The organism is Cupriavidus sp. 8B (genome assembly GCF_054589115.1).
The window spans coordinates 61,718-87,978 of sequence record NZ_BAAILO010000288.1; the positions used below are offsets into that span (position 1 = coordinate 61,718).

Sequence of the window (26,261 nt, forward strand, 5' to 3'; positions counted from 1 at the left end):
ATGAGCAGCACGGCAACCAAGACGCACGACGCCGATGTGCTGGTGCTCGGGGGCGGCCTGATGGGCACGACCACCGCCTTCTTCCTGCGCCAGCATGGCCTCTCGGTCGTGCTGCTGGAGCGTGAGCTGGTCGGGCGCCAGGCCAGCGGCACCAACTTCGGCAATGTGCGCCGCCAGGGACGCGCGCTGCACCAGATGCCACTGGCCAACCGCGCGCGCGCCGTCTGGGGGCGTGTGAAGGAACTGCTGGGCGAGGACCTCGAGTTCGTCCCGTACGGCCACTTGCGCGTGTGCTACACCGAACAGCAGGCCGCCATAATCGAGCAACACGCGCGCGACGTGAAGCCGCTCGGGCTAGACCTGCAGCTCTTCAGCGCCGAGCAGTTGCGCCAGCGCTGGGGCATCTTCGCGCCCGGCGTGGTGGCGGGATCGTATTCGCCGCAGGACGGCCATGCCAACCCGCGCCTGGCCGGCCCGGCCTTCGCGCGCGCCGCGCGTCGCGCCGGCGCACAGATCGTCGAGCATGCCGAGGTGATGCGGGTGGAGCGCGACGCCAATGGCTTTGTTGCCCACACCGCCGATGGTCGGCGCTTTCGCGCGCCGCAGATACTGGTGGCCTGCGGCGCCTGGTCCAACCGCATGGCCGAGCAGTTCGGCGAAGCCGTGCCAATGGACGCGCGCGGCCCGCAGATGGGCGTGACCGAGCCCCTACCCTATGCCATCGGCCCTTCCATCGGCGTTTCGACGCCGATCGAGCATGAGAGCCTGTACTTCCGCCAGATCTCACGCGGCAACATCGTCTTCGGCGGCGGCCTCAAGGGGCCGGCGTATACCGACAGCATTCGCGCCTACGTGAAGCCCGACAACGTGCTGCGCCAGCTGCGCGAGCTGCGCCGTTTCGTGCCGGCCTTCGAGCATGTGCAGCTGATTCGCGTGTGGAGCGGTATCGAAGGCTATACCACCGACTGGCAGCCGGTGATGGGCCCCAGCGCCACGGTGCCTGGCCTGCATTACGCCTTCGGCTTCAATGGCGAGGGCTTTGCGATCAGCCCCGGCGTGGGCGAAACCATGGCCGAACTGATCGCCACGGGAAGTACCTCGATTCCGCTGGAGCCCTATGCCATAGGGCGCTTTGCCCGTGCGCAGGTGTTGCAGGAGGTAGTCTGACCCGCACCGAAAGCGAGGCGCCTGTGAAAGTCATCGGATTCCCGCTTGTGCGGGAACGACGGAGCAATGCCGTTCAGTTATGCCTGCGACGTCCCCGCGAAAGCGGGGACCCAGCGATTTTCATAGACACCGGATCCTCGCTCGCGTGCCGATCACTGCAAGATCACATAGACCTTGCGCAGGGGTTCCAGAATCTCCCAGATGCCGGTCGTGTTGGCCGGGAAGAACAGCGTGTCTCCGGTCTTGATCCGGATCGGCGTGCCGCCCGTCGGTGTAAACAGGCATTCACCCGCAAGGATGTGCATGACTTCGGCTTGCGCTACTTGCCGCTCGTAGGAGCCGACTGTGCATTCCCACAAGCCGGTCCGGTTTTGTCCGACTCCCTCCAGATCAACTTCGAAGCTGCGGGCATGGCACGGCGGTTGGCTTAGCGGTCTGCCGACAGGGCCGTCGTCGGTGAAGTCGCCGCAAGAGGCGGAATGCGGAATGATGGTGATGGGATGGAGGTCAGAAGAGTGAGAGCGGAAACGGGGCGGGAAAGATAAGCGATGGACAAGGGCGGTGCGACTTGCACACCGCCCCGGCGCGAGAACGCGTTACTCGCTGCCCTCGACCGCATCCGCCAGTTGCGCCAGCGAATGGAAGTGGTAGTCCGGCCTGGTCAGCTCCGGCACTTCCATGGTGCCGCCAAAACCCGGTTGCGCATGACGGCGTTCGATCCAGCAGGTCTTCAGGCCGAGCTTTCTGGCAACGCCGATGTCATGGTATTGGCTCTGCGCCACGTGCAGGTTGTCCTGTTGCTTGTAACCCCATTTGGCGTCATAGCGGCCACGCGCATAGGCGAAGTACTGCGGGTCGGGCTTTTCCGTCAGGGCATCGTCACAGGTGACGGTGTCGTCGAACGGGAAGTCCAGCGTCCTCTCGAAGTGGGACAGCGCCCAGCGCTGCGCGTTGGTCATCGCCACCAGCTTGAAATGCTTGCGCAGTCGCTTCAGTGCCTCGACCGAATCCGGGAACGCCTTCCAGTGGACCACGGAGTCCCGCAGTCCGCGTGCGAGTTCGTCGGAATCGGGCAAGCCCAGGCTCTGCGCCATCAGGTGCCAGCAACGTTCCAGGTCATCGGGATACCACATCGTCTTGTCAGCGGCGCGCGTGCGGCGATAGGCGGCGAGGAAATCCTCATCGCTGATGGCGCTGTCGGGAACAGCGCGACGAAAGTAGTCCAGCATCCCGCCCTCGAAGTCAATCAGCGTGCCAACCACGTCAAATGTAAGTACTTTGAAGTCTTTGAGTGCCATGAAGAACCTCTGCTAGTAAGAAAGAGACAAAAAAAGCCCACAGGCATGACTGCCTGCGGGCAAAGCTTCACGGTGAAGCGGAGACCACCAGTGAACGTCAACGGCCCGCAGTACGAACTACGCCGGACGGAACATCACATAAACCTTGGCCACCTGCTCGCGGCTATCCCAACTGCACCGCGCATGCTGTTCGACCAGAAAGATATCGCCGCGCGAGAACGTTCCGCTACGGCCGGTTTCATCTTCAAACGTCACGCTGCCCTCCAACAGGTACATCAGTTCGTAGTGGGGATAGAACATCGCGCGGCGATGGTAGGGTGTCGAATCCCAGGTGCCGCAGACGAACTGACCGTCCTCAGAACGATAGTCCGTGTAGTTGCGACAAGCGGGAGTCGGCGTGAGCAGCAACTCGGCCGCAGGCGCGCTGGACGGTTCCAGTACCGGCCCTTCCGCGATCGGCAGCAGCGCGCGCGCACCAGGACTGCTGTACTGGTAGCGCACGAACAGGATCGACACCGGGCATTCAGCGGACCAGACGAATTCGGCATCATGCAACAGCACGGCGCTGTTGTCCGGACCCAGCACGATCGTGCGATCCTGCTGGGTAAGTGTCAGCTTGCCCTCGCAGACGATGATGAACTCATCCGCCGGCTGTGCCTTGACCAGCCCGCTCCCGCCGTCCAGCGTGATAACGCCGACCGTTACCGGTCCCGGTGGCAAGTCCAGCATGCGACGCCGGGAAAGGAAGTCGTCTTCCCCGGAAGCGTCGGTGAAGGGAACACCGAGGGAATGGTCCTGCGCAAACGCACGCAAATCGACAAATGTAGCCGGCGTGGCGCGCTCGGTGATGCCCTGCTGCAAACTTGACATGACTGTTCTCGCGATGAAACGAGGATTACGCTGCCATGAGCCGCGCAAGCCCTCAAAAAGGAAAAACTCTCTCGGCGCAGGCGTTGCCCGACATGGATCGTGTCCGCGCTGGCGTCGCCTACGCCCTGAACAGCATTACAGCACTATCGAGCCTCGGGAGTATTGCGTTTGGACAGTGTCAAAGCATAGAAACAGCGGCATTGAACGTGCCGTTCAGCATAACTTGCTGCATCCCGAACAGTTCGCTGCTGTGATAGGCGCCGGCCGATGCCCTGGGGGGGGATCCGCGGACTGCATCCCGTAAGCCCTTTGCAGGAGCGCGGGCGTAGCAACTTCTGCGGTCTGGCGCCGGCCGAACGGCATAAGCGCCGCGCGACAAAGCGGCTGCCAGACGATCCTGTGGAATCGCATTGGCGCCGTAAAGCGGGAAGGACACTGTGGCAAGATGGCTTCAGTCAGTAGTCCTGCCAGACGTATTGAAGATTCGGCTTACCTTAAAGGAAGACACCATGCCAAGCCACGCTATCCATGCTCCAGTCACCTACCGCGCCATGAGCGAAGAGGACGTGCCCGCCGCATATGAACTGTCGCAATCCTTGCGCTGGCCGCATCGTGCTGAAGACTGGCAATTTGTCCTTCGTCTAGGTACTGGCTTCGTCGCGGAGGAAGCCGGGGTGGTGATCGGCACCGGGCTTTGCTGGAAGCAGGGACAGCAAGCATCGCTTGGGATGATCATCGTGTCGCCGTCGCATCAAGGCAAGGGCGTCGGCAGCGGGTTGATGCGCCTGGTGCTGGAAGCGCTTGGCGACCGCTGCACACTGCTGAACGCAACCCCCGCCGGACAGCCGCTGTATGAGCGCCTCGGCTTCGTCGCGACCGGCACCATCAATCAGCATCAGGGCACGATGAATGCCGTCGACCCGGTGGCACTGGCCGCAGGAGAATCGCTGCGTCCGCTCGAGCCAGGCGATATCGAGACGATCGTCGAACTCGGGAATCGCGCAACTGGCATGTCGCGCGGCGAAGTGCTGAAGTCATTGCTCGCCGTGGGTGAGACGATGGTGCTGGAGCGCAATGGGGAAGCGGTCGGATTCTCGGTCATGCGCCGCTTCGGGCGGGGCAATGCAATCGGGCCGGTGGTGGCCTCCGATAGCGAACGCGCGAAAGCCTTGATTGCCTGCTGGTCTAGCGCCTACACCGGGTCTTTCGTGCGCGTGGATGTCACGGGAACGAGCGCCCTGCAGGACTGGCTCGCGCAGGCGGGACTGGTGCAGGTGGATATCGTCGTGGCGATGGCGCGTCATGGCGTACCGACGGCGGATAGCGCGCTCAAGCAGTTTGCCATCATCAGCCAGGCGCTCTGCTGAGCTACGTCGACGCATGCGCAGGGCCATCGAGGCGGTTCGTTCGATTACACACATGACCCACTTCTCGGACGCTGACGGCGCTACGGGCATCAGCGACGCAGTTGGAGGTTTTTCGCACAACGACGCGCGGCCTGCCAGGGGAGATCAGCGTGGCGAATTCTGCCGGCACGCTTTGGCATGCTGACAGCCGCATGGAATAGGTGCGCGCTGCAGTCATGCTCTATGGCGCGTCCCCCTCGGGTAGCTGGCAGGACGTGCAGGGCCAGGGACTGCAGGCGGCGATGACATTGCAGAGCAAGATCCTGGCCGTGCAGAAACTACGAGCCGGCCAATCGATGAGCTATGGCTCCCGCTACGTTGCGCCGGACATGCGGCGCATCGGCATCGTTGCACCCGGGTCTGTCAGCCTTGCCGGCAGCATGAGGTGGGCTACTCATCGCCTGCATGGAACTCTGATACAAATGTCGGCGCTTCTTCCATGCGATAGCGGCTATTCTGGCACACGTAGTACATGGCGTGATGGCGGCTGCCTGCGAACGTGACGCAGCAAGAGTGCTCGAAGCGACCGAAACGGGTGATACCGATGCCCGGCGATCCCGGCTGCTCCCATACGCGCTGTTCCTCGACGCAGTCCAGGACGCGATGCTGAGTCCTGGGATGCATGGATGAATTGAGCATCATGTCGATGTACCCGAATTCACCGAGCAAAGGGTAGCGCTGCTGCATTGCCGTCCATCGTCGCTTAGGCGACATTGCAGACCTCCGTGTCGGGCTCGATTTTTCCAGTGTTCAGCATTTCAACTACTTTCAGATCATGGTTGCAGTGCCCGACCTTGATCGTAAACTCCATCATCAACTCCTGAGCCCCCTTGTATAGTCGCCTTCTAAAAAATGTGCATTGACAGGCAGCCTCGCACAGTGTGCGGATCGCCGGTCGAATTGCCCGATTACTGCGCTTGCCTGAGTTGCTCCAGGATCGCAGGATCCTCAAGGGTCGACAGGTCCTGCGTGATCGGTTCGCCCTTGGCGATTGCGCGCAGCAGCCGGCGCATCACCTTGCCCGAGCGGGTCTTGGGCAGGTTGTCGGCAAAACGGATTTCCTTGGGCTTGGCGATCGGACTGATCTGCCTGGCGACCCAGTCGCGCAACTCCCTGGCGATCCGCTGCGCTTCGTCGCCCTGGGGCCGGGCGCCCTTCAGCATGACATAGGCGCAGATGGCCTCGCCGGTGGTATCGTCCGGCTTGCCCACCACCGCGGCCTCGGCGACGTGCGGGTTAGCGACCAGCACCGATTCGATCTCCATGGTGCACATGCGGTGCCCGGAAACGTTGAGCACGTCGTCGATGCGACCGGTAATGCTGAAGTAGCCGGTCGATTCACTGCGTACCGCGCCGTCACCTGCCAGGTAAAGCTTGCCGCCCAGCTCCTGCGGGAAATAGCTTGCCTTGAACCGCTCCGGATCGCCCCAGACCGTACGAATCATGGACGGCCACGGGCGCTTGAAAACCAGGATGCCGCCTTGCCCGTGCGGCAGTTCGTTGCCAACTTCATCGACCACTGCGGCCATGATTCCCGGCAACGGCAGCGTGCAGGAGCCTGGCAGCAACGGCGTCACGCCAGGCAACGGGCTGATCATGTGCCCGCCGGTTTCGGTTTGCCAGAAGGTGTCGACGATGGGGCATTTTCTATTGCCAACGTTGTCGAAGTACCACATCCACGCCTCCGGGTTGATCGGCTCCCCTACTGTGCCGAGCAGGCGCAGGCTGGACAGATCGTACAGCTTCGGATGCAGCGCCGGGTCCCTGTCGCAAGCCTTGATCAGCGCGCGGATCGCCGTCGGGGCGGTATAGAAGATCGTGGTTCGATGCTTGCGGACCATGTCCCAGAAGCGACCGGCATTAGGGTAGGTCGGCACACCTTCGAAAACCACTTGGGTCGCGCCCCCCGCAAGCGGCCCGTAGGCGATGTAGGTGTGGCCGGTGATCCAGCCGATGTCGGCTGTGCACCAGAATACGTCGGAAGGCTTGATGTCGAACGTCCACTTCATCGTCAGCATCGCCCACAGCAGATAGCCACCGCATGCATGCTGCACCCCTTTGGGCTTCCCGGTAGAACCTGAGGTGTAGAGGATGAACAGCGGATGCTCGGCATCGACCCATTCCGGCTCGCAGGTCGTGCTCTGGTCGGCGATCAGCGCATCTAGCCAGAGGTCACGTCCGGGGACGAGAGCGATGCTGGCGCCGGTGCGCTTGTAAACGATAACGTTGCTAATACTGTCGCAACCGCCCAAGTCGAGGGCTTCGTCGACAATCGACTTCAACGGCAGATGCTTGCCTCCGCGCACCTGCTCGTCGGCGGTGATCACCACCACCGCGCCGGCATCGATGATCCGTTCGTGCAGGGATTTGGCCGAGAAGCCGGCAAAGACTACGGAATGCACCGCACCGATGCGCGCGCACGCCTGCATGGCGGCAATGCCTTCGACGGACATCGGCATGTAGATGACCACGCGATCGCCCTTGCCGATGCCAAGTGCCCGCAAACCGTTAGCCAACTGACAGACCCTTGCGTGCAGCTGCGCATACGTGATTCGCGTGGCGTGGCCGTCGTCGGCTTCAAAGAGGATCGCCGTCTTTTCGGCATTGCCGTTCGTGAGATTCCGGTCCAGGCAGTTGTACGAAACGTTGAGCTCACCGTCCTCGAACCAACGATAGAACGGAGCTTGCTCCTCGTTCAGCGTCTTGGTGAACGGCTTATGCCAGCTGATGTGGTCGCGCGCATGCCGAGCCCAGAAACCTTCGTAATTTTCTTCGGCTGCGGCGCATATCGCCCGGTAGCCTTCCATGCCGGAAATGTTCGCGTTGTTGACAAACAGCGCAGACGGGTTGAAAAGCTCGGGTTCCTGTTTCGGGTGGGCGATGTCGGACATGGCTGTTTCTCTGAGCGTTTTAGAAAGATTTCAACCGATGATCCAGAGGATCTGGTATCACCAGTAGCGATGTCTAAAGGGAATCATGGCGACGAGCGGATCGGCGCGGCGCACGATAGTGATGACTGTCGGCTACGGCGGTACGTACTTTGTATCCCCTCGATATGAAGAGCGAGAGCAGGCTTGCGATCGGGATGAAGTATCGCATCGCAGCTCTGGCAGAACCTGCCGAATACGCTTGGAACTTGCAATTTCCGGTGCTTTCTCGCCCGCCGTTGGCCGCCTGGCGCTGCGCCTCTGTGTCTGACATGATGCGGAGGCAGGCGGCCAATGCGAAACCGTCCCGGGATGGATGGTGCTCCAGGCCTGGCAACCCTGAGCCAGGACGGATTTGCATCAGAAACCCGGACGTGCCCCGGGTCTGCACGGACGGACTTATAAGCTTAGAATTTGTGGCGGATGCCAACAACAGCGCCAAACTGGTTTGCACCCGGCTGCACGGCTTCGCTGCTCGCACCCAGCTGGTCATTGAACCCATTCACCCCCAGGTTCGACTTGCCGCGATTCAGTGCATACGCCAACGTGGTGTAAAGGTCCGTGCGCTTCGATAGTGCATAGTCAACCAACGCAACGAACTGCCACGGGTTGCCGGCGTTCGACTGACGCAGGTTCTGATAGTAGGCGGAACCACTGACCGACAGCGCTGGCGATACCTGGTAGCCAACGCCAACCCAACCGAGGTTCGACACTGTGTTGGTCAGCGCAACGCCAGGCAGGGTGGCACCGTTGAACGCGTGAGCATATCGGTAACCGCCGTAGAGCTTGGCAGGACCGAAAGTGTATGTCCCGGCGACTGCGGTCCGTGTGATCAGACTATTGGTCGACAGAACCGTGGCTGCCGACCGGTTCGACTGGTCGTAAATGGCGCCAACGGCGAATCCGCCTGCGGCATAGTTCACAGCAAACGAGTACTCACGCCCGTTGGTGAAATTGCCGGCGACTTCCTGGTTGCTGCTGTTGAAGCTATAGAGGGCAGTCACGCTCAGGCCGCCGAACGTCCCCATATACTTGGCAGAGTTGTCGGCACGCGCGCCGCCCATGAACGGGTCTTGTGCACCGATGGAATAGCGACTCGCGATCGACATCGGGTCGTAGGTAACGCCAAAGTCATAGAACGGCGTCGTGTGCCGACCTAGCGTAAGCTGGCCCCACTGGTTCTGCAGGCCAACATAGGCGCCGCGTCCAAAGAGACGACCACCCTGCCCCGAGGTGCCGGTATCGAGGTTGAATCCGCTCTCCAGCAGAAAGAGGCCCTTCAGACCGCCACCCAGGTCTTCTACGCCGCGCAACCCCCAGCGCGATCCGGATTGGTTGCCCGATTGCAAGGCCCATAGATTGTTGCCCTGGGCGCTGGCAGGTACGGTACCCGTTGAAGCAATGGCCTTGTTCAGGTATTCAATGCCCACATCGGCAACACCATACAGCGTGACGTTCGATTGCGCATACGCGCTGGGAACCACCAGCAAGGCGGTCGCAAGGGCCGACAGTTTGAATTTCATGAGATTATTTCCTCGAAGAAGGGTAAGTAGCCCATTCGCATTGGCTCGAATTGTGGCGACGCAAATTCTGCATCGTTTTTTAAACAATTCACAATCCCTAGTTGAACTAGGATGTTGGTATTCGATCTAAATTTTCTTTTAGGCCGTCGCCTATTTCCATCATTCAACTATCCACTTAAGATGTGAGGGCGCTCTGCTGTCGCGTGTATGTTCATCAGCACATATCGACACTTTCCATGGTTTTGCGGTAGAGCCCTCCGGGGGCTGCTCTTGGGCAGCTCCCTTTTTTTCACAGCAACGGTTGCTAGCCGCAGCGCTGTCGTCAGGACGGGGTCGTCTCCCGTCTGTGCTTGACCAGATACAAAGCCAGTTCTATCTCATTTCGCAGCCCGAGCTTGCTCATGGCCGAGCACTTCTGAACGCTGATCGTCTTGACGCTGCGCCGGAATTTCCGTGCGATCTCCTGCAGCGGATAGCCTTGCGCCAGCAAGCGAAAAACCTCACGTTCGCGTGGGCTGAGACGATCGTCGCACGGGTCATCGCAATGGTGGGTTGCGACAACCAACAATCCCTCGGTAGTCGGGTCGATGTATTTGGCGCCTGAGAGGACCGTTTGGCATGCATCCGCCACGAACTGCAGACACATCGATTTTGCGACAAACGCGTCGGCACCTTTCGCCAGCAATTCATGAACCAGACCATTTGGACGCGCCCCTGTGAAGACTACGATCTTCACCTCCGGGTACAGCCGATGTAGCCGTTCTATCAAGCGCAACCCGTCGATCTCTCCACCATAGTCATAGCCGGTAATGACGATATCCGGCAGTCGTTGTGCATGCTTCTTCAGTTCCTCGAGAAGCCCATGGCCGCTATCCGCGATGGCGATGACGTCAATGCTTTGACGGGCCAAGTACGGCGCCAGTCCGGCGAGCACCACAGGATGATCGTCGGCAATCACGGCGGTAGTTTTGGTGCTCATTGCCGGCAGACCAGGCGCCCTCAAATCTTTCAGCATCCTTTTGCACGGTCCACAAGGCCGACGAGCGGTTCGCCGCGCTCGCCACCGCTCAGATTGTCCAGGACGGCCAGGGCTGGCGTGTCGTCAACATCGTGCAGGGTCGTCGCGTATGTCATTGCAGTCGTAGCAGTGCCGGGCGAAAAGAGAAAATCATGATGCGATGAACTCGCCAGCGTCCGATAGGACAAAATTGCTGCATCCGGGACGCAGCTATAGGCGCTAGATACCGTGGTCGGCGCGGCCATCCTGGACCTGATGGCAGTGCTGCGCAAGGAGTTCGGCGTCTCATACCTCTTCATCAGCCACGACTTGCACACCGTGCGCTCAATCTGCGACGAGATCGTGGTGATGCAGCATGGCCGCAAGCTGACCCAGGTCGCGCACGCGGACTACGACCGCGGGCCGCACCGCCCCTACTACGCGCTGCTGGCGCGCTCGGTGCCCGAGTTGCGCCGCGGCTGGATCGATGAAGTCGATCTGCATAGCAGAGGCGGGATCGCGGCTTCGCGATAGCGCCGGCCGGCCGGCGCGGTGCCAGCAGGCGCCGGCCGGGAACAGATGACGGGCTTGCCGCAGGGGCTTTTACAATGCAAAGCGGCCGGCTTGCGCCGGCCCAAAGCTGACAAATCTCTGAAAGGCGCTAAGAAGTAGCGAGGCAAATCCACGACCTTTACCTCACCGCTTGTGTGCTCCCTCTCCCCCAAGCGTGAGAGGGGCAGCAAGGCCCCCTCCAAGATCAGGCATCCAGCCAGACGTTCTCCGCAAACGAATAGCCCATCAGCCCACCCAGCGGAATCGGCGACAAGCCCTTGAGCTTCGACGAATGTCCGTCGATGCTGGCCAGGAACAACGGGATACCGACGCCGGCTTCCGCATGAATCATGGTCTGCATGTCGGCATACAACTGCCTGCGTTTACCGGCATCGGTCTCAGCCCGCGCCTCCAGCAGCAGCTGGTCGAACTTGGGGCTCTTCCAGCGCGATTCGTTCCAGGGCGCATCGGACTTGAAGAACTGCGTGAGGATGGTATCGGCGCTGGGGCGCGGGTTGACGTTGCCGAAGCCCACGGGGCTGTTGAGCCAGTGGTTCGACCAGTAGCCGTCAGCAGGCATGCGCTTGATGTCGAGTTCCAGGCCCACACGCTGCGCAGTCTGCTGCATCACCATCGCGATCTCCACCGAATACATGGCGGCCGGCGAGGTCACCACCGGCACCTTGCCCGTCACGCCCGCTTTGCGGAAATGAAACTTCGCCTTTTCCGGGTCGAAGGGTCGCTGCGGCAGTTCCTTGAAGAAGAACCGATTGGTGGGGTCAATCGGCTGGTCGTTGCCGACCACCGCATAGTCGAGCGCGATCGCCTTTTTCATCTGCTCGCGGTCCTGCAGGTACTTCATTCCCATCAAGAAGTCCGGGCTCACGCCAGGACCCACGTCCTTGCGCATGATCAGGTCTGAGTATTGTCCCGATTGCGTGACGAGGACGCCGAAGCCAGGCGTACCCTTGACGCGGGCCACGGAGCGCGGGTTGACCGAGGCCACTAGGTCCATGCCGCCCGACAGCAGCGCGTTGACACGCGCACTGTCATCTGCGATGCCAACGAACTCGATTTCATCGAGATAGGGCTTGCCGGGCTTCCAGTAGGCGCTGTTGCGCACCACGAGCGTGCGCACGCCCGGCTTGAATTCCTTGATCTTGTAGGGTCCAGTACCGATGCCGGCACTGAAGTCGGTGGTGCCGTCCTTGACGATGAGGAAGTGAAAGGTGCCCAGAATCACCGGCAGGTCGGCATTGGGGCTGGTGAGCACCACCGTGACCTCGTTCGGGCCGGTGGCTTTCACGCTCTCGATCTGCTCGGCCAGCACCTTGGCCTTGGAAACGGTGGCGGGATCCTTGTGGCGCATGATCGAATAGACCACGTCGGCCGGAGACAACGCTTTACCGTCGTGGAAGGTCACGTCCTTGCGCAGCGTGAAGACCCAGGTCTTGGCATCGGTCGTGTTGAACGACTCGGCGAGGGCAGCCCGCGGCGTCAGGCTTCTATCGAGCGAGGTCAGCCCGTTGTAGACCATATTGCAGCGCACGTAGTCGTTCTGGTTCGATTGCTTGGCCGGATCGAGCGTATCGGAGGCTGCTGCCGTGGCGACTGCCACGCGGATACGTCCGCCACGCTTCGGCGTCTGCGCATGCGCGTTGACGGCCACACCGGCCAGGCTGCCGGCCAGCGTGGCTTGCATGCCGCCCGCCAGCAACATCGCCAGCACGTCACGCCGCGTCGCGCCGCGCTTGAGCAGATCCATCACACGAAGGCTCTCGCAGGGGCCGACAAGGTTCTCGCACTCGTTACCGCTATCGTTCATGGTTGGTTGTGCTCCTGATTAATCTGAGAGGGAAACAAGGTGCTCGCGGCGTAAAAGACGGTTGGTGCGCAAAGCTCAGGCAAGCCGGTCCTTGAGCTGGTAGTACAGCCCCACCGCCGGCAGGAACCACGGCGGGCCGAAGTGCCCGGGAATGGCGGGCCAGTCCCGGTCGCGCCATGGATTGGCTGCCGCGTCGCCGGCCATCACCGCGGCCATGCGCTCGCCCATGTGCACCGACATCTGCGTGCCGTGGCCGCTGTAGCCCATGGAGTAGAACAGGCCGTCGCGCTCGCCCGCATGCGGCAGGCGGTCCTGCGTCATGTCGACCAGTCCGCCCCAGCAATAGTCAAGCCTGACCTGGCCGAGCTGCGGGAAGATCTCGGCCAGGCCGGCGCGCAGGATCTCTCCGCTGGCTGCATCCTGCTGCGGACTGGAAATGGCAAAGCGCGCCCTGCCGCCGAACACCAGGCGGTGGTCGGGCGTGAGCCGGAAGTAATGATGAATGTTCGCCACCGTGACATAGGTGCGGCGCCTGGCCAGCAGTGCATTAGCACGCTTGGCGCCCAGCGGCTCCGTGGTCACGATGAAGCTGCCGATCGGCACGATGCGCCGGCGCAGCCAGCCGAAGCTGCCGTAGCCACCGTGGCGCGAAGCCCCGGTGGCGAGCAGCACCTGCCGGGCCAGCACCGTGCCGCGCGCGGTGTGCAGACGGTGCACCTGCCCCTGCACGCGTTCAATGCGGCTCACGCAGGTGCCAGTGTGGATCTGTGCGCCGTGGCGCTCTGCGGCCACGGCCAGGCCTTGCGCGAAGCGGCCCATATGCATCTGGCCGCTGCGCTTGTACAGCAGGCCACCATGGAAGCGCTCGCTCTGCACCTCGGAACGCACGCGCGCCGCGCTGAGAATTTCCACGTCGGTGTCCACGCCGTCGGCGACCAGGCGCTCGGCGCTGCGCCGTAGCGCTTCCATCTGGTGCGCCCGGGTGGCGAGCTTGAGTTTGCCATTGCGCAGGAAGTCGCAGGCAATGCCCTCGTCGCGCACGATGCGCGCCACGGTATCGACGGCGTCGTCATAGGCGTGGTACCAGCTGCGGGCGCGTTCCACGCCCACCCTGGCAGCCAGCTCCGCGTAGTCCACCGCCAGCCCGTTGTTCACATGGCCGCCATTGCGCCCGGAGGCCTCGGGCGCCACGGTGGCCCCGGCTTCCAGCACCACCACGCTGGCCCCACGCCGGGCCAGCGCCAGCGCCGCCGAAAGCCCGGTGAAGCCGCCGCCGACGATGGCCACATCGACCTGCGGCGGCAGGTCGTGCGCATCCAGTGCCAGGGTCGGCACCGAATCGTTCCAGTAGGAATCAAGCTTCATGGTGTGGGGACGGAACTGTGGAGGCTCAATTCAAAGGCCGACGACGCCGGGCAGGCCGCCGATATCCTGGATTTCGATGTAGCGGTACGCCGCGTTGCCCGGGCCATGGCCGCGGTTCACGAATACCTTGTTGACGATGCCGATGTCGTCGGCCGACATCAGGTCGTAGCGCAGGCTCGACGATACGTGCAGCACGTCTTCGGGATTGCAGCCCAGCGAATCGAGCATGTACTCGAACGCCTTCAGCCGTGGCTTGTAGGCCTGGGCCTGCTGCGCGGTGTAGACGCGGTGGAACGGCGCGCCGAGCATGGCCACATTCTTCTGGATCTGGGCGTCAGCAGCGTTCGACAGGATCACCAGCGGAATCTCCTTGGCCACCTTGGCTAGGCCGGCGGGCACATCCTCATGCGGGCCCCACGTCGGCACGGCGTCATAGTATTGCTGGCCATCGGTGTCGAAGTACTGGATCTTCCACTTCTTGCACAGGCGGCGCACGGCGTTCTTCAGCACCACTTCGTAGGGCTGCCAGTCGCCGAGCACCTCGTCGAAACGGTAGGCGCTGAAGTCGGCGATGAACTGCTCCATCTGCTCGGCAGGGATGCGGTCGGCGAAAAGTTCGCGCGTCATTTCGCCCATTCGGAAACGTGTAAGCGTGCCGTAGCAGTCGAAGGAAACGTACTTGGGACGGAAGGTCATGGTTACTGATCCTCAGGGTTTACCGGTCGTCGACCGGGGTGGAGTCGCGCCTTGTCCGGCGCAGGCGACAGAATTATTACGAAGGAATTAAAGCATGCGGCCGAACAGTATTTATATGGAAATGAGGGCGCGGGACGTGGCGAAACTGCGGTTTGTCATGGGTCTCGCGGCATGTCATGCGGTCGGCACCGCGGGAGTGCGCAGGCGAGTCATGACGCACCGCTAACGCGCCGCAGCAAAATCGATCAGCACGCTTTTGAAGCGCAGATTCGCCTCTACGGCCTGGCGCCCCAGATCCTTGCCGATGCCCGACTGGTGGTAGCCACCGGTGGGAATCACAAAATCCGAACTGCGCCCGTAGCGGTTGATCCATACCGTTCCGGCGGAAATGCCGCGCATGGCGCGCAGCGCTTTTCCGATATCGGCCGTGTGTACGCCGGCGGCCAGGCCGTAGCGTTCGTGCGAAGCCAGCGCCAGGCCCTCTTCTTCGTCGTCGAAGGTTTGCACCGTGAGTACCGGACCGAAGATTTCCTCCTGCACGGCTGGATTGTCCGCGCACACGCCCTCGATCAGCGTGGGCTGGACAAATGCGCCGCCCGGGCCGCCGTCGAACAGGCCGCCGCCGCTGCGCACCCGCACGCCCGGGCCACGCGCGCGCTCGACGATGTCGAGGATGCGCGCGGCCTGCGGTGCCGAAATGATGGGTGGCAGGGTCGCCGCGTCATCCCAGGTCGCACCGGGCCGCTGCGCGGCAAAGCTTGCCGCGACGCGCTCGACCAGCGCCTCGGCGATGCCGCGCTGCACAATCAGGCGCGAGCCCGCCACGCATACCTGGCCCGCATTGCCGGTGATGGCGCCGGCAATGATGCCGGCCAACCGGTCGAGGTCCGGCGCATCGTCGAATACCAATTGCGGGCTCTTGCCGCCCAGCTCCAGCGTGACCGGCTTGGGGCCCTGCAAGGCGCAAGTGGCCATGATCGCGGCGCCCGTCTGCGTCGATCCGGTAAAGGTCATTTTCGAAATCAGCGGGTGGCGCGTGAGCGCATCGCCCGTGGTCCGCCCGTCGCCCTGCACCACGTTGAACAAGCCCGGCGGCACGCCCGCCTCGATCGCCAGCTGGGCCAGGCGCACGGCGGAGAACGGCGTCAGTTCGGAAGGCTTGAGCACCACCGCGTTGCCGGCGGCGAGCGCCGCGCCCACCTTCCACGACACCATCACCAGCGGGAAATTCCACGGGGTGATCGCTCCCACCACGCCATACGGCTCGGCCACCACCATGCCCAGGTGATCGTGCTGCGTGGCCGCCACCTCTCCGCCGAGCTTGTCGGCATATTCGGCGAAGAATCGCAAGCCTTCGGCGGTGAAAGGCACATCCCAGGCTGAGGCGGCGCGCACCGGCCGCGTGGAGCACACGGCTTCGAGCGGCGCCAGACACTGCACGTCCGCTTCGATCAGGTCGGCCCAGTTGCGCAGCACCCGCGCCCGCTCACGCGGGGCACGGCGCGCCCAGTCGCTCCTGCGCCACGCCTTCCACGCGTCCTGCACTGCAGCATCCACGGCGGCGGCGTCAGCCAGCGGCAGCTCGGCATGCACCTGGTTATCGGAGGGGCGCCGCACGGGGATGCGGCCGGCATCAGGCACGAGCCGTCCGCCAATGAAATGGCCCGAGGGAACGGAGACACTCTGGGGGTCGAATATTTGCACGGAAGGAGGGGCGCCGCGTCTCGGCACCGATAGTCAATTCATCCCCCATGCTAGACAAGAAGGCTCAGCATTTGTCTCCGTTACGGGCCGCGCTACCGCAGCGAATTGCGAAACTGCCATCCCGGGCGGACGAATCTTGCATCCTCCGGATAAACCCGAGGGCGTTCTGGCTCCGCTCGACGATGTCGCCCAGAATTAGTCCGATCACCACGATGACATCGCCATGGGCTGCGGCAGTGGCCTCGGCCAATGGCTGGAGAGCCTTGGCCTGCCGCGCGAGGCTGCCGGATGCCTCCTACCAAACATTCTGCTGCCGCGGCCCGCATAACAGCAGCGTGCTTCGTTCAGTCCCCTGAATGCAGCACCACGCCTGTGCTACCCGCCCTAAGCTTGAGGCAAAGGCCAGCCAGTTGTGAAGTCCGCAAAGCCCACGCTGTCAGTCCGGTCAGACCATTGTTTCCAAACCAACGCCGAGCCGCCGCCCCATGCCCGACAACACTCCCCCGCGCCTGCGCGCTTGTTCCACGCTTGCCGAGGCCGGCATGGAGGTGCTGACCCGACCGACCGCGCACCACTGGCCCGTGACACAAGACCTGCAGGAATCGCTCGTGCGCCACGCGCCAGGAGCCGCCACATGAGCGCGCCGTCAGCATTACCCCGCATCGTCGTGGTCGGCACCGGCCCCGCCAGCGTACGCGCGGCCCAGGCACCGGTGCATGCCACCACGGACTTCCAAGCGCTGCAGAACGCCTTTGAGAGGGCACGGGTGGAGGATATCCAGTACTTCGTCTTCGACCTTCCCTCCTTTCGGGGCCACGACCTGCGGCAGGTTCCTCTGGCGGTGCGCAGAGCTCTGCTAGAAAAGGTGCTGGCCATATCAGAGGCCTCGCGCATCAGGTACAGCGAGGCCTTCGAGGGTTCTCCAGACGACCTTCTTGCCGCTGCCTGCCGGATGGGCCTGGAGGGGCTGATTGGGAAACGCGTCGACGCGCCCTACGTCTCGGCCCGGGTGCCAAGTTGGATCAAGCTTAAATGCGCGAAGCGGCAAGAGTTCGTCATCTGCGCCGAGTGGACCAAAGAGGGCCGCGTCCGGCATGCTGTGTTCCACGCCCTGCGCACGGACAAGGAGGCCGGCAGCGTGACGCTGGAGCGGCCTGTGGAGGTGGAACCACCGCGGCCACGCCCGGCCCGCTTCCGTGAAGGTCACCAACGCGGAACGCGTGATTGACCCAATGACCGGGCTGACAAAACGCGACCTGGTCGGCTACTACGAACCATCGCGCCGCATCTGCTTTCCCATCTGCGCGGGCGCCCCGTAGCCTTGCTGCGAGGCCCCACCGGTATTGGTGGAGAGCTGTTTTTCCAGAAGCACGCTGAGGCGAGCAAGATGCCGGGCATGACGTTACTGGACCCTTCGCTCTGGGAAGGCCATCTGGCACTACTCGAGGTCCCACGCGAGACCGCCATCGTGAGTGCGGCGCAACTCAATGTGATCGAGTTCCACGCATGGAATGCGATCAAGCGCAGCATCGATAAGCCCGATCGCATCATCTTTGACCTGGACCCCGACGGGTCAGCCAGCATCACAGTGCTTGACAGCTAACCGAAAGATGCGGCCAAGTTCGGCGCCGCGGTGAACGAGGCTCGCCATCCGGTCAAGATCACCCTCGTGACCTTGACTGTTACCGACGGGAGCGGTATACACTTGCGGCTGATCCTGTCCGGCCCACTGCGTCTGCGATTTAAGGTCGGCGCTGCGCGTACGCGCCACCGTCCCGCGCCCTCAGATGCGCATCGACGATGTCATCCACATCGATCCGCGCGTGGCCACCCTGGCGCTCCAATTCCATCCAACGGGGCTGACCCGCCTAACCGAATGACTGCCACCATCGTCATCATCTTTCTCATTGTCTACTTGGGGATGATTCTCGGTGGGCTCCCATTCCTTCAACTGGACCGGACGGGCGTGGCACTGCTTGGTGCGATTGCCTTGATCAGTGTCGATGCCGTGAGTCTGGAAGAGGCAGCAGGCTCCATCCATCTGCCAACAGTGATCCTGCTCTTCTCCTTTATGGTGGTGTCAGCACAGATGCGGCTGGGTGGCTTCTATGACTGGGTCACGCACCGGTTCGTCTCATTGTCATTCAGCCCGCCCGGCCTGCTCGGGGCGCTTATCTTTGGCGTCGCGGCGCTGTCGGCCATCTTCAGCAACGATATCGTCTGCCTGGCCGTCGCCCCAGTGCTGATCGATGCCTGCCAACGGCGGCACCTCGATCCAATGCCCTATTTGCTGGCGCTTGCCTGTGCCTCCAATATTGGCTCCGCCGTCACATTGATCGGGAACCCACAGAACATGCTGATCGGGCAGACGTTGCACATGCCGTTTTTCGCCTATGTTGGCGAGGCGATGGTGCCAGTCACCTTTGGTCTGTTGGCAACATGGGCATTGATTACCTGGCAGGTAAAGGGTCGCTGGTCGGCTCCCGCAAGCTCTGCGGGCACGTTCGATGAGGCGGCGGCACGGAGTACCAACGAAGTGCCACTGGACCGCTGGCAGACTACCAAGGGCCTCGCAGTTGCGGCGGTGCTACTTGTGGCGTTCCTTGTCGGACCCTGGCCGCGCGAGCACGTGGCGCTCATCGGCGCGGGAGTGTTGTTGATGAGCCGCAAAATGCATTCCGCTCGGACGCTCGGCCTCGTGGACTGGGAACTCCTGATCCTGTTCATGGCGCTCTTCATTGTCAATCATGCGCTATCGCAATCCGGCGTCACCGCCGCCGTCATCGACGACCTCGCCGCTGCCGGTCTTCACCTCGACCAGCTTGCGCCGCTATTCGGGACCACCTTTGTTCTGTCGAACCTCGTATCGAATGTGCCGGCCGTGATGCTGCTACTGCCGCTGGCGCATCACGAGATGGCTGGACCGCTCCTTGCCTTGGTCAGTTCGCTGTCCGGCAACCTGTTCATCGTCGGTAGCATCGCGAACATCATCGTCGTGGATGCCGCGGCCAGGCGCAACATCGGAATCGATTGGCGTCGCCATGCGACAGTGGGTGTACCGGTCACACTCGTGACCCTGGCGATATCCGCTGTCTACCTGGCCCTTCGCGTGCATTTCGGCGCTTCGGGGGGATAGCGGTAGACCCTGCTGTCATTTGCGTAGCCGGATGCGCCCCCTATGCGCCTTGATCGTCGGATGTGCCCCTGCCGAAAGCGGTTGCGTGACCCGGTGTTGGCCTAGCATTGAATCGACATCTTGCGGCCACGACCCGTGAGCCGCGATTTGCGCCGTCCCAAGCGTCAAGCACTTCTGCTCCTGGCTGGGGCCGTGCCCGGGCACCAAGATCAGCGGGGGCAAGGTGCTGTCCTCGGGCACCAAGCGTTCCAGCCCCCCTCGGGGTCCTTTTGAAATGGTCTCTTAGCTAGCCCTCAGCGTAAAGACGGTCTTCACCGGGCCGTTACGATCGTCGAGGACCCGCGCCGCACTTCATCGCAGGCGTCGGCGTGGGCTCGCCTATCTGCAGCGCGATAAAATCCCGTTGCGGCAACCGTCATCAATTCCCGGGCTTCGGCCGCGGCATCTGGCTCTTCCTGCTAGCGCTACTCAGCGCCGCAGCAGATTCGCATTCAACCGATGGTGTAGGGCTACTGCCGCGCTCGAAACACCTGGTTGCATGCAGTCCTGGACAGCTTTGGCCTTGAACTCGGCGCTGTGCCGAGGTCGACGCCGTGTCGGCGCGATCGCTTCGGGAGAGTTCACGTGTCCACCAAGAATTTAGATGGACACGATACTCCTTGCTCTCTTGCTGTCCTTCAAGACGGGTTCACCGGGCGCTTCCCGCTTTTCCAGCACGCGGGGCCCTCCGTCGTGGCTCACCCCTTACTCGGCGCGAATATTGGCCCGTGCCGCCAGCGCCCGCATCTCAGGAAGTTCCTTCTCGGTGCGCGCCCTGACCGCCACGCCGTTGCCGTAGGCCGGCGTCAGGCCGAGTTCAAGCATCCGGCTCTTGATCGCGGGCGCCGTCGCAACTTCCGCCAGGGCCTTCTCTAGCTTCTCCTGCACCGGTGCCGCAAGTCCGGCGGGCGCCAGCAGCGCGAACCACGACCCCATCTGGAAGCCCGGATAGCCGCTCTCGGCCACTGTGGGTACCTCGGGCAGCGCGGGCTGCCGCTGCGCTGACAACACCGCTACCGGCTTGATCTTGCGACCCTTGATCAGTGGCAGGCTGGCGACCACGCTATCGACCGCAACCTGAACCTGACCGCCGGCCAGCGCGGTTAGGCTTTGCGCGCTTCCGTTAAACGGCACGTGAACCATATGAACGCCGGTAGCCGACTTGAGCATCTCGCCGCCGAAATGAACTGAGGATCCGGTACCGAACGAGCCATAGGAGAACTTGTCAGGCTGAGCCTTGGTCTGGATCACCAAGTCCTTGAGCGAGTTCACCGGAATCTCGGCGTTGGCCAGCAGCACCAGGCTCAAGTCGGCGATCAGCCCCAGCGGCGTGAAGCCCTTGACCGGGTCGTAGCTCAGGTTTTGACGAATCGTCGGGTTCAGTGTGAGCGTGGTGCTCGAGCCAAGCAGCAGAGTGTAGCCGTCTGGCGCAGCCTTAGCCACCTGGGTGGCGCCGATCGCCGTGCTGGCACTTGGCTTGTTCTCGACCACGACGGCCTGGCCAAGCTTTTGGGAGAGGCCCGCCGCAAGCAGTCGGCCCAGCACGTCAGTGGCGCCGCCGGCGGCGAATGGCACTACCAGCTTGATCGGACGGTCGGGATAAGACTGCGCCTGCGCAGCGACCGGCGCCGTGGCCAGCATCACCGTCAGGCCGGTGCCTACGAAAAAGGGCTTCAGAGAAATTTTTGTCATCGGTGGATCAACTCCCTGCCTACGGTTCGGAAATAAATACGGTTCAATTCGGGAGACCGCTAGGGGCGGCAGCGTCCCGCGCCTTTCCCAGCCACGTGCTGCGCACACGCGAGAAGCCGCCGGCCTGGTCATAGGCGTGGCCAATCTGTAGTACGGTGGCGTCGGACTGGACGGGGCCAATGATTTGGAGGCCAGCGGGCAGGCCGCCCGGGCCAAAGCCAGCGGGCGCAGCCAGCGCCGGCAGTCCTGCCATCGCGGCGGGGACCGCGGCTTGTATCCAGCGGTGATAGGTGTCCATGTCACGACCGTCGATAACATGCGGACAATCCAATTCGGCATCAAAGGGATAGACCTGGGCAGCAGGCAACACCAAATAGTCATAGCGCTCGAACAACACGCGGAGTGCCTGGTACCACGCGCTACGCACGCTCATTGCCTCGTATAAGCGCGTTCCTGGCAACGCCAACCCGCGCTCGATCTCCCACACCGCCTCGGGCTTAAGCTGTCCGCGGCGGGCCGGATCCCTATACAGCGCTCCATTGGCGCCGGCCACGGCAAAGCTGCGCAGGTCGATCCAGGCCTGCCACAGTCTTTCCAGGTCAAACTCGGCCACCGCGGCGTCGACCGTGCATCCGATCGAGCGCAGGTGCTCTAGTGCGCGAACGCAGGTGTCGAGCAGACTGGCTTCGACCGGCAAATGACCACCAAGGTCGCCCAGCCAGCCAATGCGCACGCCGGTCCAGTCGCGCTCCGGCGGCAAAGCGAAAGTTCCGGGGGCCTCTGCGCGGTGTGTCAGGGGCAGGCGTGCATCGAAGCCGGCTTGCACCGACAGGAGCAGCGCGAGATCCGGCACGTTGCGAGCCATCGGTCCCGCGACGCTGAACTGGTTGAAAAACACTTCCTCCGTCGGCCCGTGCGGCACACTGCCAAACGAGGTGCGCAAGCCGAAGACATGGTTGAATGCGGCAGGCGTGCGCAGCGAGCCCATCATGTCGGAGCCGTCGGCAACTGGCAGCATGTGCAGTGCCACCGCGACAGCCGCGCCGCCGCTGCTGCCGCCGGCCGAGCGTGCCGGGTCGAAGGCGTTCCGTGTGGTCCCATAGACCGGATTGTAGGTATGGCCGCCGAGGCCAAACTCGGGCGAGTTGGTGCGCCCGACAAAGAGTGCGCCCCCGGCCCGCATGCGCTCGAAAATTACCGCGTCCGTCTGGCTAACCTGGCCTGCGAAGATCGGCGAACCCTTTGTGGTCACCATGCCGGCGGCCGGCATAACGTCCTTGGGCGCCTGCGGGAAGCCATGCAGCGGGCCGCGGCTGACGCCGCGCGCCATTTCCGAGTCGCGCTCGGCCGCTTGGAAGCGCAAGGCGTCGCGGTCCGCCGGCGCGACGATGGCATTTACGCGTGGGTTGTGTCGGTCAATCTGGCCGAGAAACGCATCGACCACTTCAACGCACGAAACCTCGCGCGCATGAATGGCTCGCGACAATGCGACCGCGTCCAGATCAACGATAGGATCCGTGGGGGTGATACGAGTGGGTTCCATGTCAGCTTGCGTGTCCCATGTCGTGTTTGGTAAGTTGGCGATTTGATGAGCCCATTAATCCTTGAAATGATTAAGAGCCGCTCTTAGTATGGCCACGTCGATCACTCCGAACTCCCGCCCGTTCCCGAGCAGGACAGTGTTCTATACGTGTGTCAACATTCGATGCAAAAACCAGCCTTGCCTGGGTCAGGTTCGGATGCAAATCAACAACGGGGCAACCTTTTTAGACGCTAGCCTGCATCACGAATCCATCCAGCAGCTCTTTCCGCCATCATCAAAGTTGGGCTATTCGTATTGCCGCTTGTGATAGTTGGCATTGCGCCAGCATCCACTACTCTTAGGCCTTCCACTCCGCGGACTCGCATCCGTGAATCGAGAACCGCCATCCGGTCCTTGTCATCGCCCATCTTAGTCGTTCCGACGGGATGGAAGATCGTCGTTGCTATGTCGCCGGCCAGGCGGGCGAGGTCGTCGTCCGTCTGGAATTGGATTCCAGGTTTCCACTCTAGAGGGGAGTACCGCCGCAGTGCGTCCTGAGAGGCGATGTTCCTTGCAACCCTGATGGAGTCAGCTGCGACCTTCCTGTCCGTCTCTGTCGCGAGATAGTTTGGCGAAATCGCCGGTGCCACCTTGAAGTCGGGGCTCTTGAGCTTCACAGTTCCCCGACTTGTAGGATTGAGATTGCAAACGCTTGCTGTGAACGCGGGGAACTCATGCAGCGGTTCACCGAATGCTTCCAGAGAGAGCGGCTGTACGTGGAATTGAATGTTGGGCCAAATTTGGTCTGGCGAGCTCGTGGTGAATACGCCTAGCTGTGAAGGTGCCATACTCATGGGGCCACTACGCCGCGCCACATATTCCAGCCCGATCTTCGCTTTGCCCCAAAGACTGGAAGTCAGACGATTTAGCGTCTTGGCGCCTTCGATTTTATAAACGGTTCGGATTTGCAGGTGGTCTTGCAGGTTTTCACCAACCCCGGGAAGATCGACCAAGACTCGGATTCCATGCTTCTGCAGCAGGCCGGGCTCGCCGATACCTGATAGCTGCAAGAGATGAGGTGATCCGATGCTTCCGGCGCAGAGAACGACCTCACTATTCGCCCACACCTTCACCAGCTCTTGGCCTCTAGCGACAGTCACACCGATACACCGCTGTGTTCCGTTTGCCTCGTGTTTGAACTCTAGCTTGGTTGCTTGAGAACTCGTCCATTGGACAAGATTCTTCCGAGCTGAGCATGCTGGCCTCAAGAAGGCTTTTGCCGTGTTCCAGCGCCAGCCGTTCTTCTGGTTCACCTGGAAGTAGCCGACCCCCTCATTGTTGCCGCCATTGAAGTCGCTGCTATGTGGGATCCCTGCCTGTTGGGCTGCATCTGCAAAGGCGTCGAGAATATCCCAACGCAGGCGTTGCTTTTCAACGCGCCACTCCCCGCCAGCTCCATGCATTTCGCTGCGGCCTGCAAAGTGATCCTCGTGCTTTTTGAACGCAGGGAGGACGTGCTCCCATTTCCATGCGTCGTCAGAGGTTAACGCAGCCCATTGGTCGTAGTCTCGGGATTGACCGCGCATGTAGATCATCCCATTGATGCTGGAGCAACCGCCCAGAGTTTTGCCACGCGGATAACGCAAGGTGCGTCCGTTCAGCCCGGCGTCGGGTTCGGTCTGGAACCGCCAATCGGTGCGGGGATTACCGATGCAATAGAGATAGCCAACGGGAATGTGAATCCACGGATAGTTATCCTTTGTTCCTGCCTCAATAAGTAGTACGCGTTTTTGAGCATCTGCACTCAGGCGGTTCGCCATCAGGGCCCCGGCAGTACCTCCTCCGATGACGATGTAGTCAAATGTAAGTTCGCTCATCCTTATATCTCCTCATATTGCTTCGAGGCTAATGGGCCACATTTTCGCCGCCCCGGCGGGCAATATGGTGCAACCGGACCAATGAACAACAAGCAATCCGAAAGCTGCTGCGGTATTCTTCCGCTGTTCTGCTCGGCGTGTCCGTGCTCGAAGTGTCGCCGTCAGATGCAGCAAAGGCCAATGATTTCTAATGAAGTGAGATATAATTTCTGCAAATATGCGCCCTCTATCGGACCTTCAGATGCTTCGGGCTTTCGCGGCGGTTGCGCGAAGCGGAAGTGTGTCCCGCGCCGCACAGCAGCTACACCTGTCTCAGCCTGCTGTTAGCCTTCAGCTCAAGGCGATGGCAGAGCAGACGGGCCTTCGGCTATTTGCGCGCAAGGCTCACGGTCTGGAGCTGACCCTTGACGGTTTGGCGCTGCTGCCCCAGGTAGAGCGTGTTCTCTCGAGCTTGGCTGAGTTGAATCACGCGACGCAACGGCTCAACAATTCTCTACGCGGGTCCCTCCGCATCGGCACCATCCTGGATCCGGAGTTCATCCGGCTCGGTAGCTTTCTCCGTCATTTTGCTGAAGCAGCGCCACACGTGGCCGTGGAGCTCAGGCATGGAATAAGTGGGTCGGTACTTGATCAAGTCGAACGCGGCGACCTGGATGTGGGATTCCACTTGACCAGCCCGAGTGAAATCCAAAAAACGACTAGCTGTAGCCATGTCTGGCAGCAACCCTTGTTGCAGTTTTCCTATCTCGTTGTAGGACCGCGTAACTGGGCAGCCAAGATACATGGCCAGGACTGGCGCGGACTAGCTGGCCTTCCGTGGCTGAAGACGCCGCCACAATCAGTCCATCATCGCTTGCTCGCATCGGTCTTCGGCCTGGGCTCCATTACCGGCATAGAGCCTACGCGGGTCGCCATGGTCGATCAGGAGGCGTCAATGATTGATTTGGTTAAGTCCGGTATCGGGTTGTCACTCATGCGTGACTCGATTGCCATGCGTGAGCAACAGGAGCACGGACTAGTCGTTGCGGATCAAGCGAAACTCGACTGTGTACTCACATTTATTTGCTTACACAGTCGCCGTGAGGATTCTGTAGTTGAGGTTTCGCGAAGCGCTCTTGCACGTGCTTGGTCGTTGTAGCTTGCCGTACCTCAACCTAATCCGGATCGATTTTATGAATTCCGCCTCCGGAGAGGCTCAGATTCCGGCTCGCCGCCTGTGTCGTCGGCGCGATTCTCGAGCCGAGCCTTCGACAAAGCAACGGCCTCATGGAGCTTCTGCTCTAGCAGTTGCCGGGGCGGCAGTTCGGTCAAATATTCAGCGACATGAATGCCAGTCTGGTCCAGCTCTAACAACTCGATGTGCTCGCGCTACTTGCCAGTGCAGAGGATGATGCCTAGCGGCGGCGCCTCCCCGGGGCTCCTGCTCGTGCTTGGCGAGCCAGCGCAGGTAGAGTTCCATCTGCCCTTTGTCGGCGGCCTTGAACTCGCCCAGCTTCAGCTCGATCGCCACCAGGCGTTTGAGGCGACGCTTGTAGAACAACAGGTCAATATTATGCCGACCTCGGCATAATCTCGATTGTTCCGATCTGCGGGTTATTCCGATTTCGTTGGTGCTTGCTGCTTGATCTGCCGAGTGACCAGGGAAGGCGCGCTGGAGGCTGGTGT

Annotated in this window: 22 protein-coding genes and 3 pseudogenes; 9 read left to right on the plus strand and 16 right to left on the minus strand. The window is 61.9% G+C overall.

The window, feature by feature from the left end; genetic code table 11:
* Positions 1 to 1,167, plus strand: a complete 1,167-nt coding sequence (locus ACYP5B_RS28475) for an NAD(P)/FAD-dependent oxidoreductase (protein ID WP_400097114.1) — start codon at positions 1 to 3, stop codon at positions 1,165 to 1,167.
* Between the two features lie 152 nt (positions 1,168 to 1,319).
* Here the strand turns inward: ACYP5B_RS28475 and ACYP5B_RS28480 are convergent, their stop codons facing one another.
* The 3 genes from ACYP5B_RS28480 to ACYP5B_RS28490 form a co-directional block, all read right to left on the minus strand.
* Positions 1,320 to 1,664, minus strand: coding sequence for a cupin domain-containing protein (locus ACYP5B_RS28480; RefSeq protein ID WP_400097168.1), 345 nt, complete (start codon positions 1,662 to 1,664; stop codon positions 1,320 to 1,322).
* A 99-nt stretch (positions 1,665 to 1,763) separates the two neighbouring features.
* A complete protein-coding gene (locus ACYP5B_RS28485) occupies positions 1,764 to 2,465 on the minus strand; it encodes an HAD-IA family hydrolase (protein ID WP_400097112.1) in 702 nt (233 codons plus the stop codon).
* Between the two features lie 117 nt (positions 2,466 to 2,582).
* Positions 2,583 to 3,335, minus strand: a complete 753-nt coding sequence (locus tag ACYP5B_RS28490; protein ID WP_400097110.1) for a cupin domain-containing protein — start codon at positions 3,333 to 3,335, stop codon at positions 2,583 to 2,585.
* A 35-nt stretch (positions 3,336 to 3,370) separates the two neighbouring features.
* Between ACYP5B_RS28490 and ACYP5B_RS28495 the strand changes: the two genes are divergently transcribed.
* From ACYP5B_RS28495 to ACYP5B_RS28505, 3 genes are all read left to right on the plus strand, one after another.
* Positions 3,371 to 3,589: a hypothetical protein gene (locus ACYP5B_RS28495; protein WP_400097108.1), complete on the plus strand. Its 219-nt coding sequence runs from the start codon at positions 3,371 to 3,373 to the stop codon at positions 3,587 to 3,589.
* A gap of 255 nt (positions 3,590 to 3,844) precedes the next feature.
* Positions 3,845 to 4,702: a GNAT family N-acetyltransferase gene (locus tag ACYP5B_RS28500; protein WP_459571919.1), complete on the plus strand. Its 858-nt coding sequence runs from the start codon at positions 3,845 to 3,847 to the stop codon at positions 4,700 to 4,702.
* 281 nt (positions 4,703 to 4,983) lie between these two features.
* Positions 4,984 to 5,244: an alanine racemase C-terminal domain-containing protein gene (locus ACYP5B_RS28505; protein ID WP_459571920.1), complete on the plus strand. Its 261-nt coding sequence runs from the start codon at positions 4,984 to 4,986 to the stop codon at positions 5,242 to 5,244.
* Here ACYP5B_RS28505 and ACYP5B_RS28510 read toward each other — a convergent pair.
* From ACYP5B_RS28510 to ACYP5B_RS28525, 4 genes are all read right to left on the minus strand, one after another.
* Positions 5,132 to 5,428 (minus strand): hypothetical protein, encoded by a 297-nt coding sequence (locus ACYP5B_RS28510; RefSeq protein WP_400097171.1) that lies wholly within the window; start codon positions 5,426 to 5,428, stop codon positions 5,132 to 5,134. The genes ACYP5B_RS28505 and ACYP5B_RS28510 overlap by 113 nt on opposite strands.
* A 221-nt stretch (positions 5,429 to 5,649) precedes the next feature.
* Positions 5,650 to 7,632, minus strand: coding sequence for an acetate--CoA ligase (acs, locus tag ACYP5B_RS28515; protein ID WP_400097102.1), 1,983 nt, complete (start codon positions 7,630 to 7,632; stop codon positions 5,650 to 5,652).
* Positions 7,633 to 8,075: 443 nt separating this feature from the next.
* Positions 8,076 to 9,191 carry a porin gene (locus tag ACYP5B_RS28520; protein ID WP_400097100.1) on the minus strand — a complete coding sequence of 372 codons (1,116 nt, stop codon included), beginning with the start codon at positions 9,189 to 9,191 and terminating at the stop codon, positions 8,076 to 8,078.
* A 322-nt stretch (positions 9,192 to 9,513) separates the two neighbouring features.
* Positions 9,514 to 10,170, minus strand: coding sequence for a response regulator (locus tag ACYP5B_RS28525; protein ID WP_400097098.1), 657 nt, complete (start codon positions 10,168 to 10,170; stop codon positions 9,514 to 9,516).
* A 255-nt stretch (positions 10,171 to 10,425) separates the two neighbouring features.
* On the opposite strand from ACYP5B_RS28525, the pseudogene ACYP5B_RS28530 reads away from it, so the two are divergent.
* Positions 10,426 to 10,722: pseudogene (locus ACYP5B_RS28530) on the plus strand (ABC transporter); the annotation flags it as partial.
* A 223-nt stretch (positions 10,723 to 10,945) separates the two neighbouring features.
* Here ACYP5B_RS28530 and ACYP5B_RS28535 read toward each other — a convergent pair.
* The 4 genes from ACYP5B_RS28535 to ACYP5B_RS28550 all read right to left on the minus strand — a co-directional run bounded on the left by ACYP5B_RS28535 (position 10,946) and on the right by ACYP5B_RS28550 (position 16,330).
* A complete protein-coding gene (locus ACYP5B_RS28535; RefSeq protein WP_400097097.1) occupies positions 10,946 to 12,565 on the minus strand; it encodes an ABC transporter substrate-binding protein in 1,620 nt (539 codons plus the stop codon).
* Between the two features lie 75 nt (positions 12,566 to 12,640).
* Positions 12,641 to 13,930 carry an NAD(P)/FAD-dependent oxidoreductase gene (locus ACYP5B_RS28540; protein WP_318234375.1) on the minus strand — a complete coding sequence of 430 codons (1,290 nt, stop codon included), beginning with the start codon at positions 13,928 to 13,930 and terminating at the stop codon, positions 12,641 to 12,643.
* A 30-nt stretch (positions 13,931 to 13,960) separates the two neighbouring features.
* Positions 13,961 to 14,626 carry a haloacid dehalogenase type II gene (locus ACYP5B_RS28545; RefSeq protein WP_318234376.1) on the minus strand — a complete coding sequence of 222 codons (666 nt, stop codon included), beginning with the start codon at positions 14,624 to 14,626 and terminating at the stop codon, positions 13,961 to 13,963.
* Between the two features lie 222 nt (positions 14,627 to 14,848).
* Positions 14,849 to 16,330 (minus strand): aldehyde dehydrogenase family protein, encoded by a 1,482-nt coding sequence (locus tag ACYP5B_RS28550; protein ID WP_400103578.1) that lies wholly within the window; start codon positions 16,328 to 16,330, stop codon positions 14,849 to 14,851.
* Positions 16,331 to 16,815: 485 nt separating this feature from the next.
* Between ACYP5B_RS28550 and ACYP5B_RS28555 the strand changes: the two genes are divergently transcribed.
* The 3 genes and pseudogenes from ACYP5B_RS28555 to ACYP5B_RS28565 all read left to right on the plus strand — a co-directional run bounded on the left by ACYP5B_RS28555 (position 16,816) and on the right by ACYP5B_RS28565 (position 19,466).
* Positions 16,816 to 16,968, plus strand: coding sequence for a hypothetical protein (locus tag ACYP5B_RS28555; protein WP_400103580.1), 153 nt, complete (start codon positions 16,816 to 16,818; stop codon positions 16,966 to 16,968).
* A gap of 77 nt (positions 16,969 to 17,045) precedes the next feature.
* Positions 17,046 to 17,897, plus strand: a pseudogene (ligD, locus tag ACYP5B_RS28560) (non-homologous end-joining DNA ligase LigD); the annotation flags it as partial.
* Between the two features lie 309 nt (positions 17,898 to 18,206).
* Positions 18,207 to 19,466 (plus strand): anion transporter, encoded by a 1,260-nt coding sequence (locus ACYP5B_RS28565; RefSeq protein ID WP_400103753.1) that lies wholly within the window; start codon positions 18,207 to 18,209, stop codon positions 19,464 to 19,466.
* A gap of 468 nt (positions 19,467 to 19,934) precedes the next feature.
* Here the strand turns inward: ACYP5B_RS28565 and ACYP5B_RS28570 are convergent, their stop codons facing one another.
* The 4 genes from ACYP5B_RS28570 to ACYP5B_RS28585 all read right to left on the minus strand — a co-directional run bounded on the left by ACYP5B_RS28570 (position 19,935) and on the right by ACYP5B_RS28585 (position 24,596).
* Positions 19,935 to 20,090 carry a transposase gene (locus ACYP5B_RS28570; protein WP_459571922.1) on the minus strand — a complete coding sequence of 52 codons (156 nt, stop codon included), beginning with the start codon at positions 20,088 to 20,090 and terminating at the stop codon, positions 19,935 to 19,937.
* 120 nt (positions 20,091 to 20,210) lie between these two features.
* A complete protein-coding gene (locus ACYP5B_RS28575) occupies positions 20,211 to 21,197 on the minus strand; it encodes a Bug family tripartite tricarboxylate transporter substrate binding protein (RefSeq protein ID WP_400103007.1) in 987 nt (328 codons plus the stop codon).
* 43 nt (positions 21,198 to 21,240) lie between these two features.
* The gene (locus ACYP5B_RS28580; RefSeq protein ID WP_459571923.1) at positions 21,241 to 22,740 is read right to left on the minus strand and encodes an amidase; all 1,500 of its coding nucleotides are present in this window, start codon (positions 22,738 to 22,740) and stop codon (positions 21,241 to 21,243) included.
* A 230-nt stretch (positions 22,741 to 22,970) separates the two neighbouring features.
* On the minus strand, positions 22,971 to 24,596 hold the full coding sequence (locus ACYP5B_RS28585; protein WP_400103003.1) for a GMC family oxidoreductase: 1,626 nt from the start codon (positions 24,594 to 24,596) through the stop codon (positions 22,971 to 22,973).
* Positions 24,597 to 24,837: 241 nt separating this feature from the next.
* On the opposite strand from ACYP5B_RS28585, the gene ACYP5B_RS28590 reads away from it, so the two are divergent.
* Positions 24,838 to 25,734: a LysR family transcriptional regulator gene (locus ACYP5B_RS28590; protein ID WP_459571924.1), complete on the plus strand. Its 897-nt coding sequence runs from the start codon at positions 24,838 to 24,840 to the stop codon at positions 25,732 to 25,734.
* A gap of 32 nt (positions 25,735 to 25,766) precedes the next feature.
* On the opposite strand, the pseudogene ACYP5B_RS28595 reads toward ACYP5B_RS28590, so the two are convergent.
* A pseudogene (locus tag ACYP5B_RS28595) lies at positions 25,767 to 26,145 on the minus strand (PDDEXK nuclease domain-containing protein); the annotation flags it as partial.
* Between the last annotated feature and the right edge of the window lie 116 nt (positions 26,146 to 26,261).

Coding starts and splice junctions, on each gene's coding strand:
- ACYP5B_RS28540 (WP_318234375.1), bottom strand. CDS start 13,930: ATGAAGCTTGATTCCTACTGGAACGATTCGGTGCCGACCCTGGCACTG.
- ACYP5B_RS28590 (WP_459571924.1), top strand. CDS start 24,838: ATGCTTCGGGCTTTCGCGGCGGTTGCGCGAAGCGGAAGTGTGTCCCGC.
- ACYP5B_RS28490 (WP_400097110.1), bottom strand. CDS start 3,335: ATGTCAAGTTTGCAGCAGGGCATCACCGAGCGCGCCACGCCGGCTACA.
- ACYP5B_RS28525 (WP_400097098.1), bottom strand. CDS start 10,170: ATGAGCACCAAAACTACCGCCGTGATTGCCGACGATCATCCTGTGGTG.
- ACYP5B_RS28510 (WP_400097171.1), bottom strand. CDS start 5,428: ATGCAGCAGCGCTACCCTTTGCTCGGTGAATTCGGGTACATCGACATG.
- ACYP5B_RS28520 (WP_400097100.1), bottom strand. CDS start 9,191: ATGAAATTCAAACTGTCGGCCCTTGCGACCGCCTTGCTGGTGGTTCCC.
- ACYP5B_RS28555 (WP_400103580.1), top strand. CDS start 16,816: ATGCCCGACAACACTCCCCCGCGCCTGCGCGCTTGTTCCACGCTTGCC.
- ACYP5B_RS28575 (WP_400103007.1), bottom strand. CDS start 21,197: ATGACAAAAATTTCTCTGAAGCCCTTTTTCGTAGGCACCGGCCTGACG.
- ACYP5B_RS28500 (WP_459571919.1), top strand. CDS start 3,845: ATGCCAAGCCACGCTATCCATGCTCCAGTCACCTACCGCGCCATGAGC.
- ACYP5B_RS28535 (WP_400097097.1), bottom strand. CDS start 12,565: ATGAACGATAGCGGTAACGAGTGCGAGAACCTTGTCGGCCCCTGCGAG.
- ACYP5B_RS28580 (WP_459571923.1), bottom strand. CDS start 22,740: ATGGAACCCACTCGTATCACCCCCACGGATCCTATCGTTGATCTGGAC.
- ACYP5B_RS28485 (WP_400097112.1), bottom strand. CDS start 2,465: ATGGCACTCAAAGACTTCAAAGTACTTACATTTGACGTGGTTGGCACG.
- ACYP5B_RS28495 (WP_400097108.1), top strand. CDS start 3,371: ATGAGCCGCGCAAGCCCTCAAAAAGGAAAAACTCTCTCGGCGCAGGCG.
- ACYP5B_RS28545 (WP_318234376.1), bottom strand. CDS start 14,626: ATGACCTTCCGTCCCAAGTACGTTTCCTTCGACTGCTACGGCACGCTT.
- ACYP5B_RS28565 (WP_400103753.1), top strand. CDS start 18,207: ATGACTGCCACCATCGTCATCATCTTTCTCATTGTCTACTTGGGGATG.
- ACYP5B_RS28585 (WP_400103003.1), bottom strand. CDS start 24,596: ATGAGCGAACTTACATTTGACTACATCGTCATCGGAGGAGGTACTGCC.
- acs (WP_400097102.1), bottom strand. CDS start 7,632: ATGTCCGACATCGCCCACCCGAAACAGGAACCCGAGCTTTTCAACCCG.
- ACYP5B_RS28505 (WP_459571920.1), top strand. CDS start 4,984: ATGACATTGCAGAGCAAGATCCTGGCCGTGCAGAAACTACGAGCCGGC.
- ACYP5B_RS28475 (WP_400097114.1), top strand. CDS start 1: ATGAGCAGCACGGCAACCAAGACGCACGACGCCGATGTGCTGGTGCTC.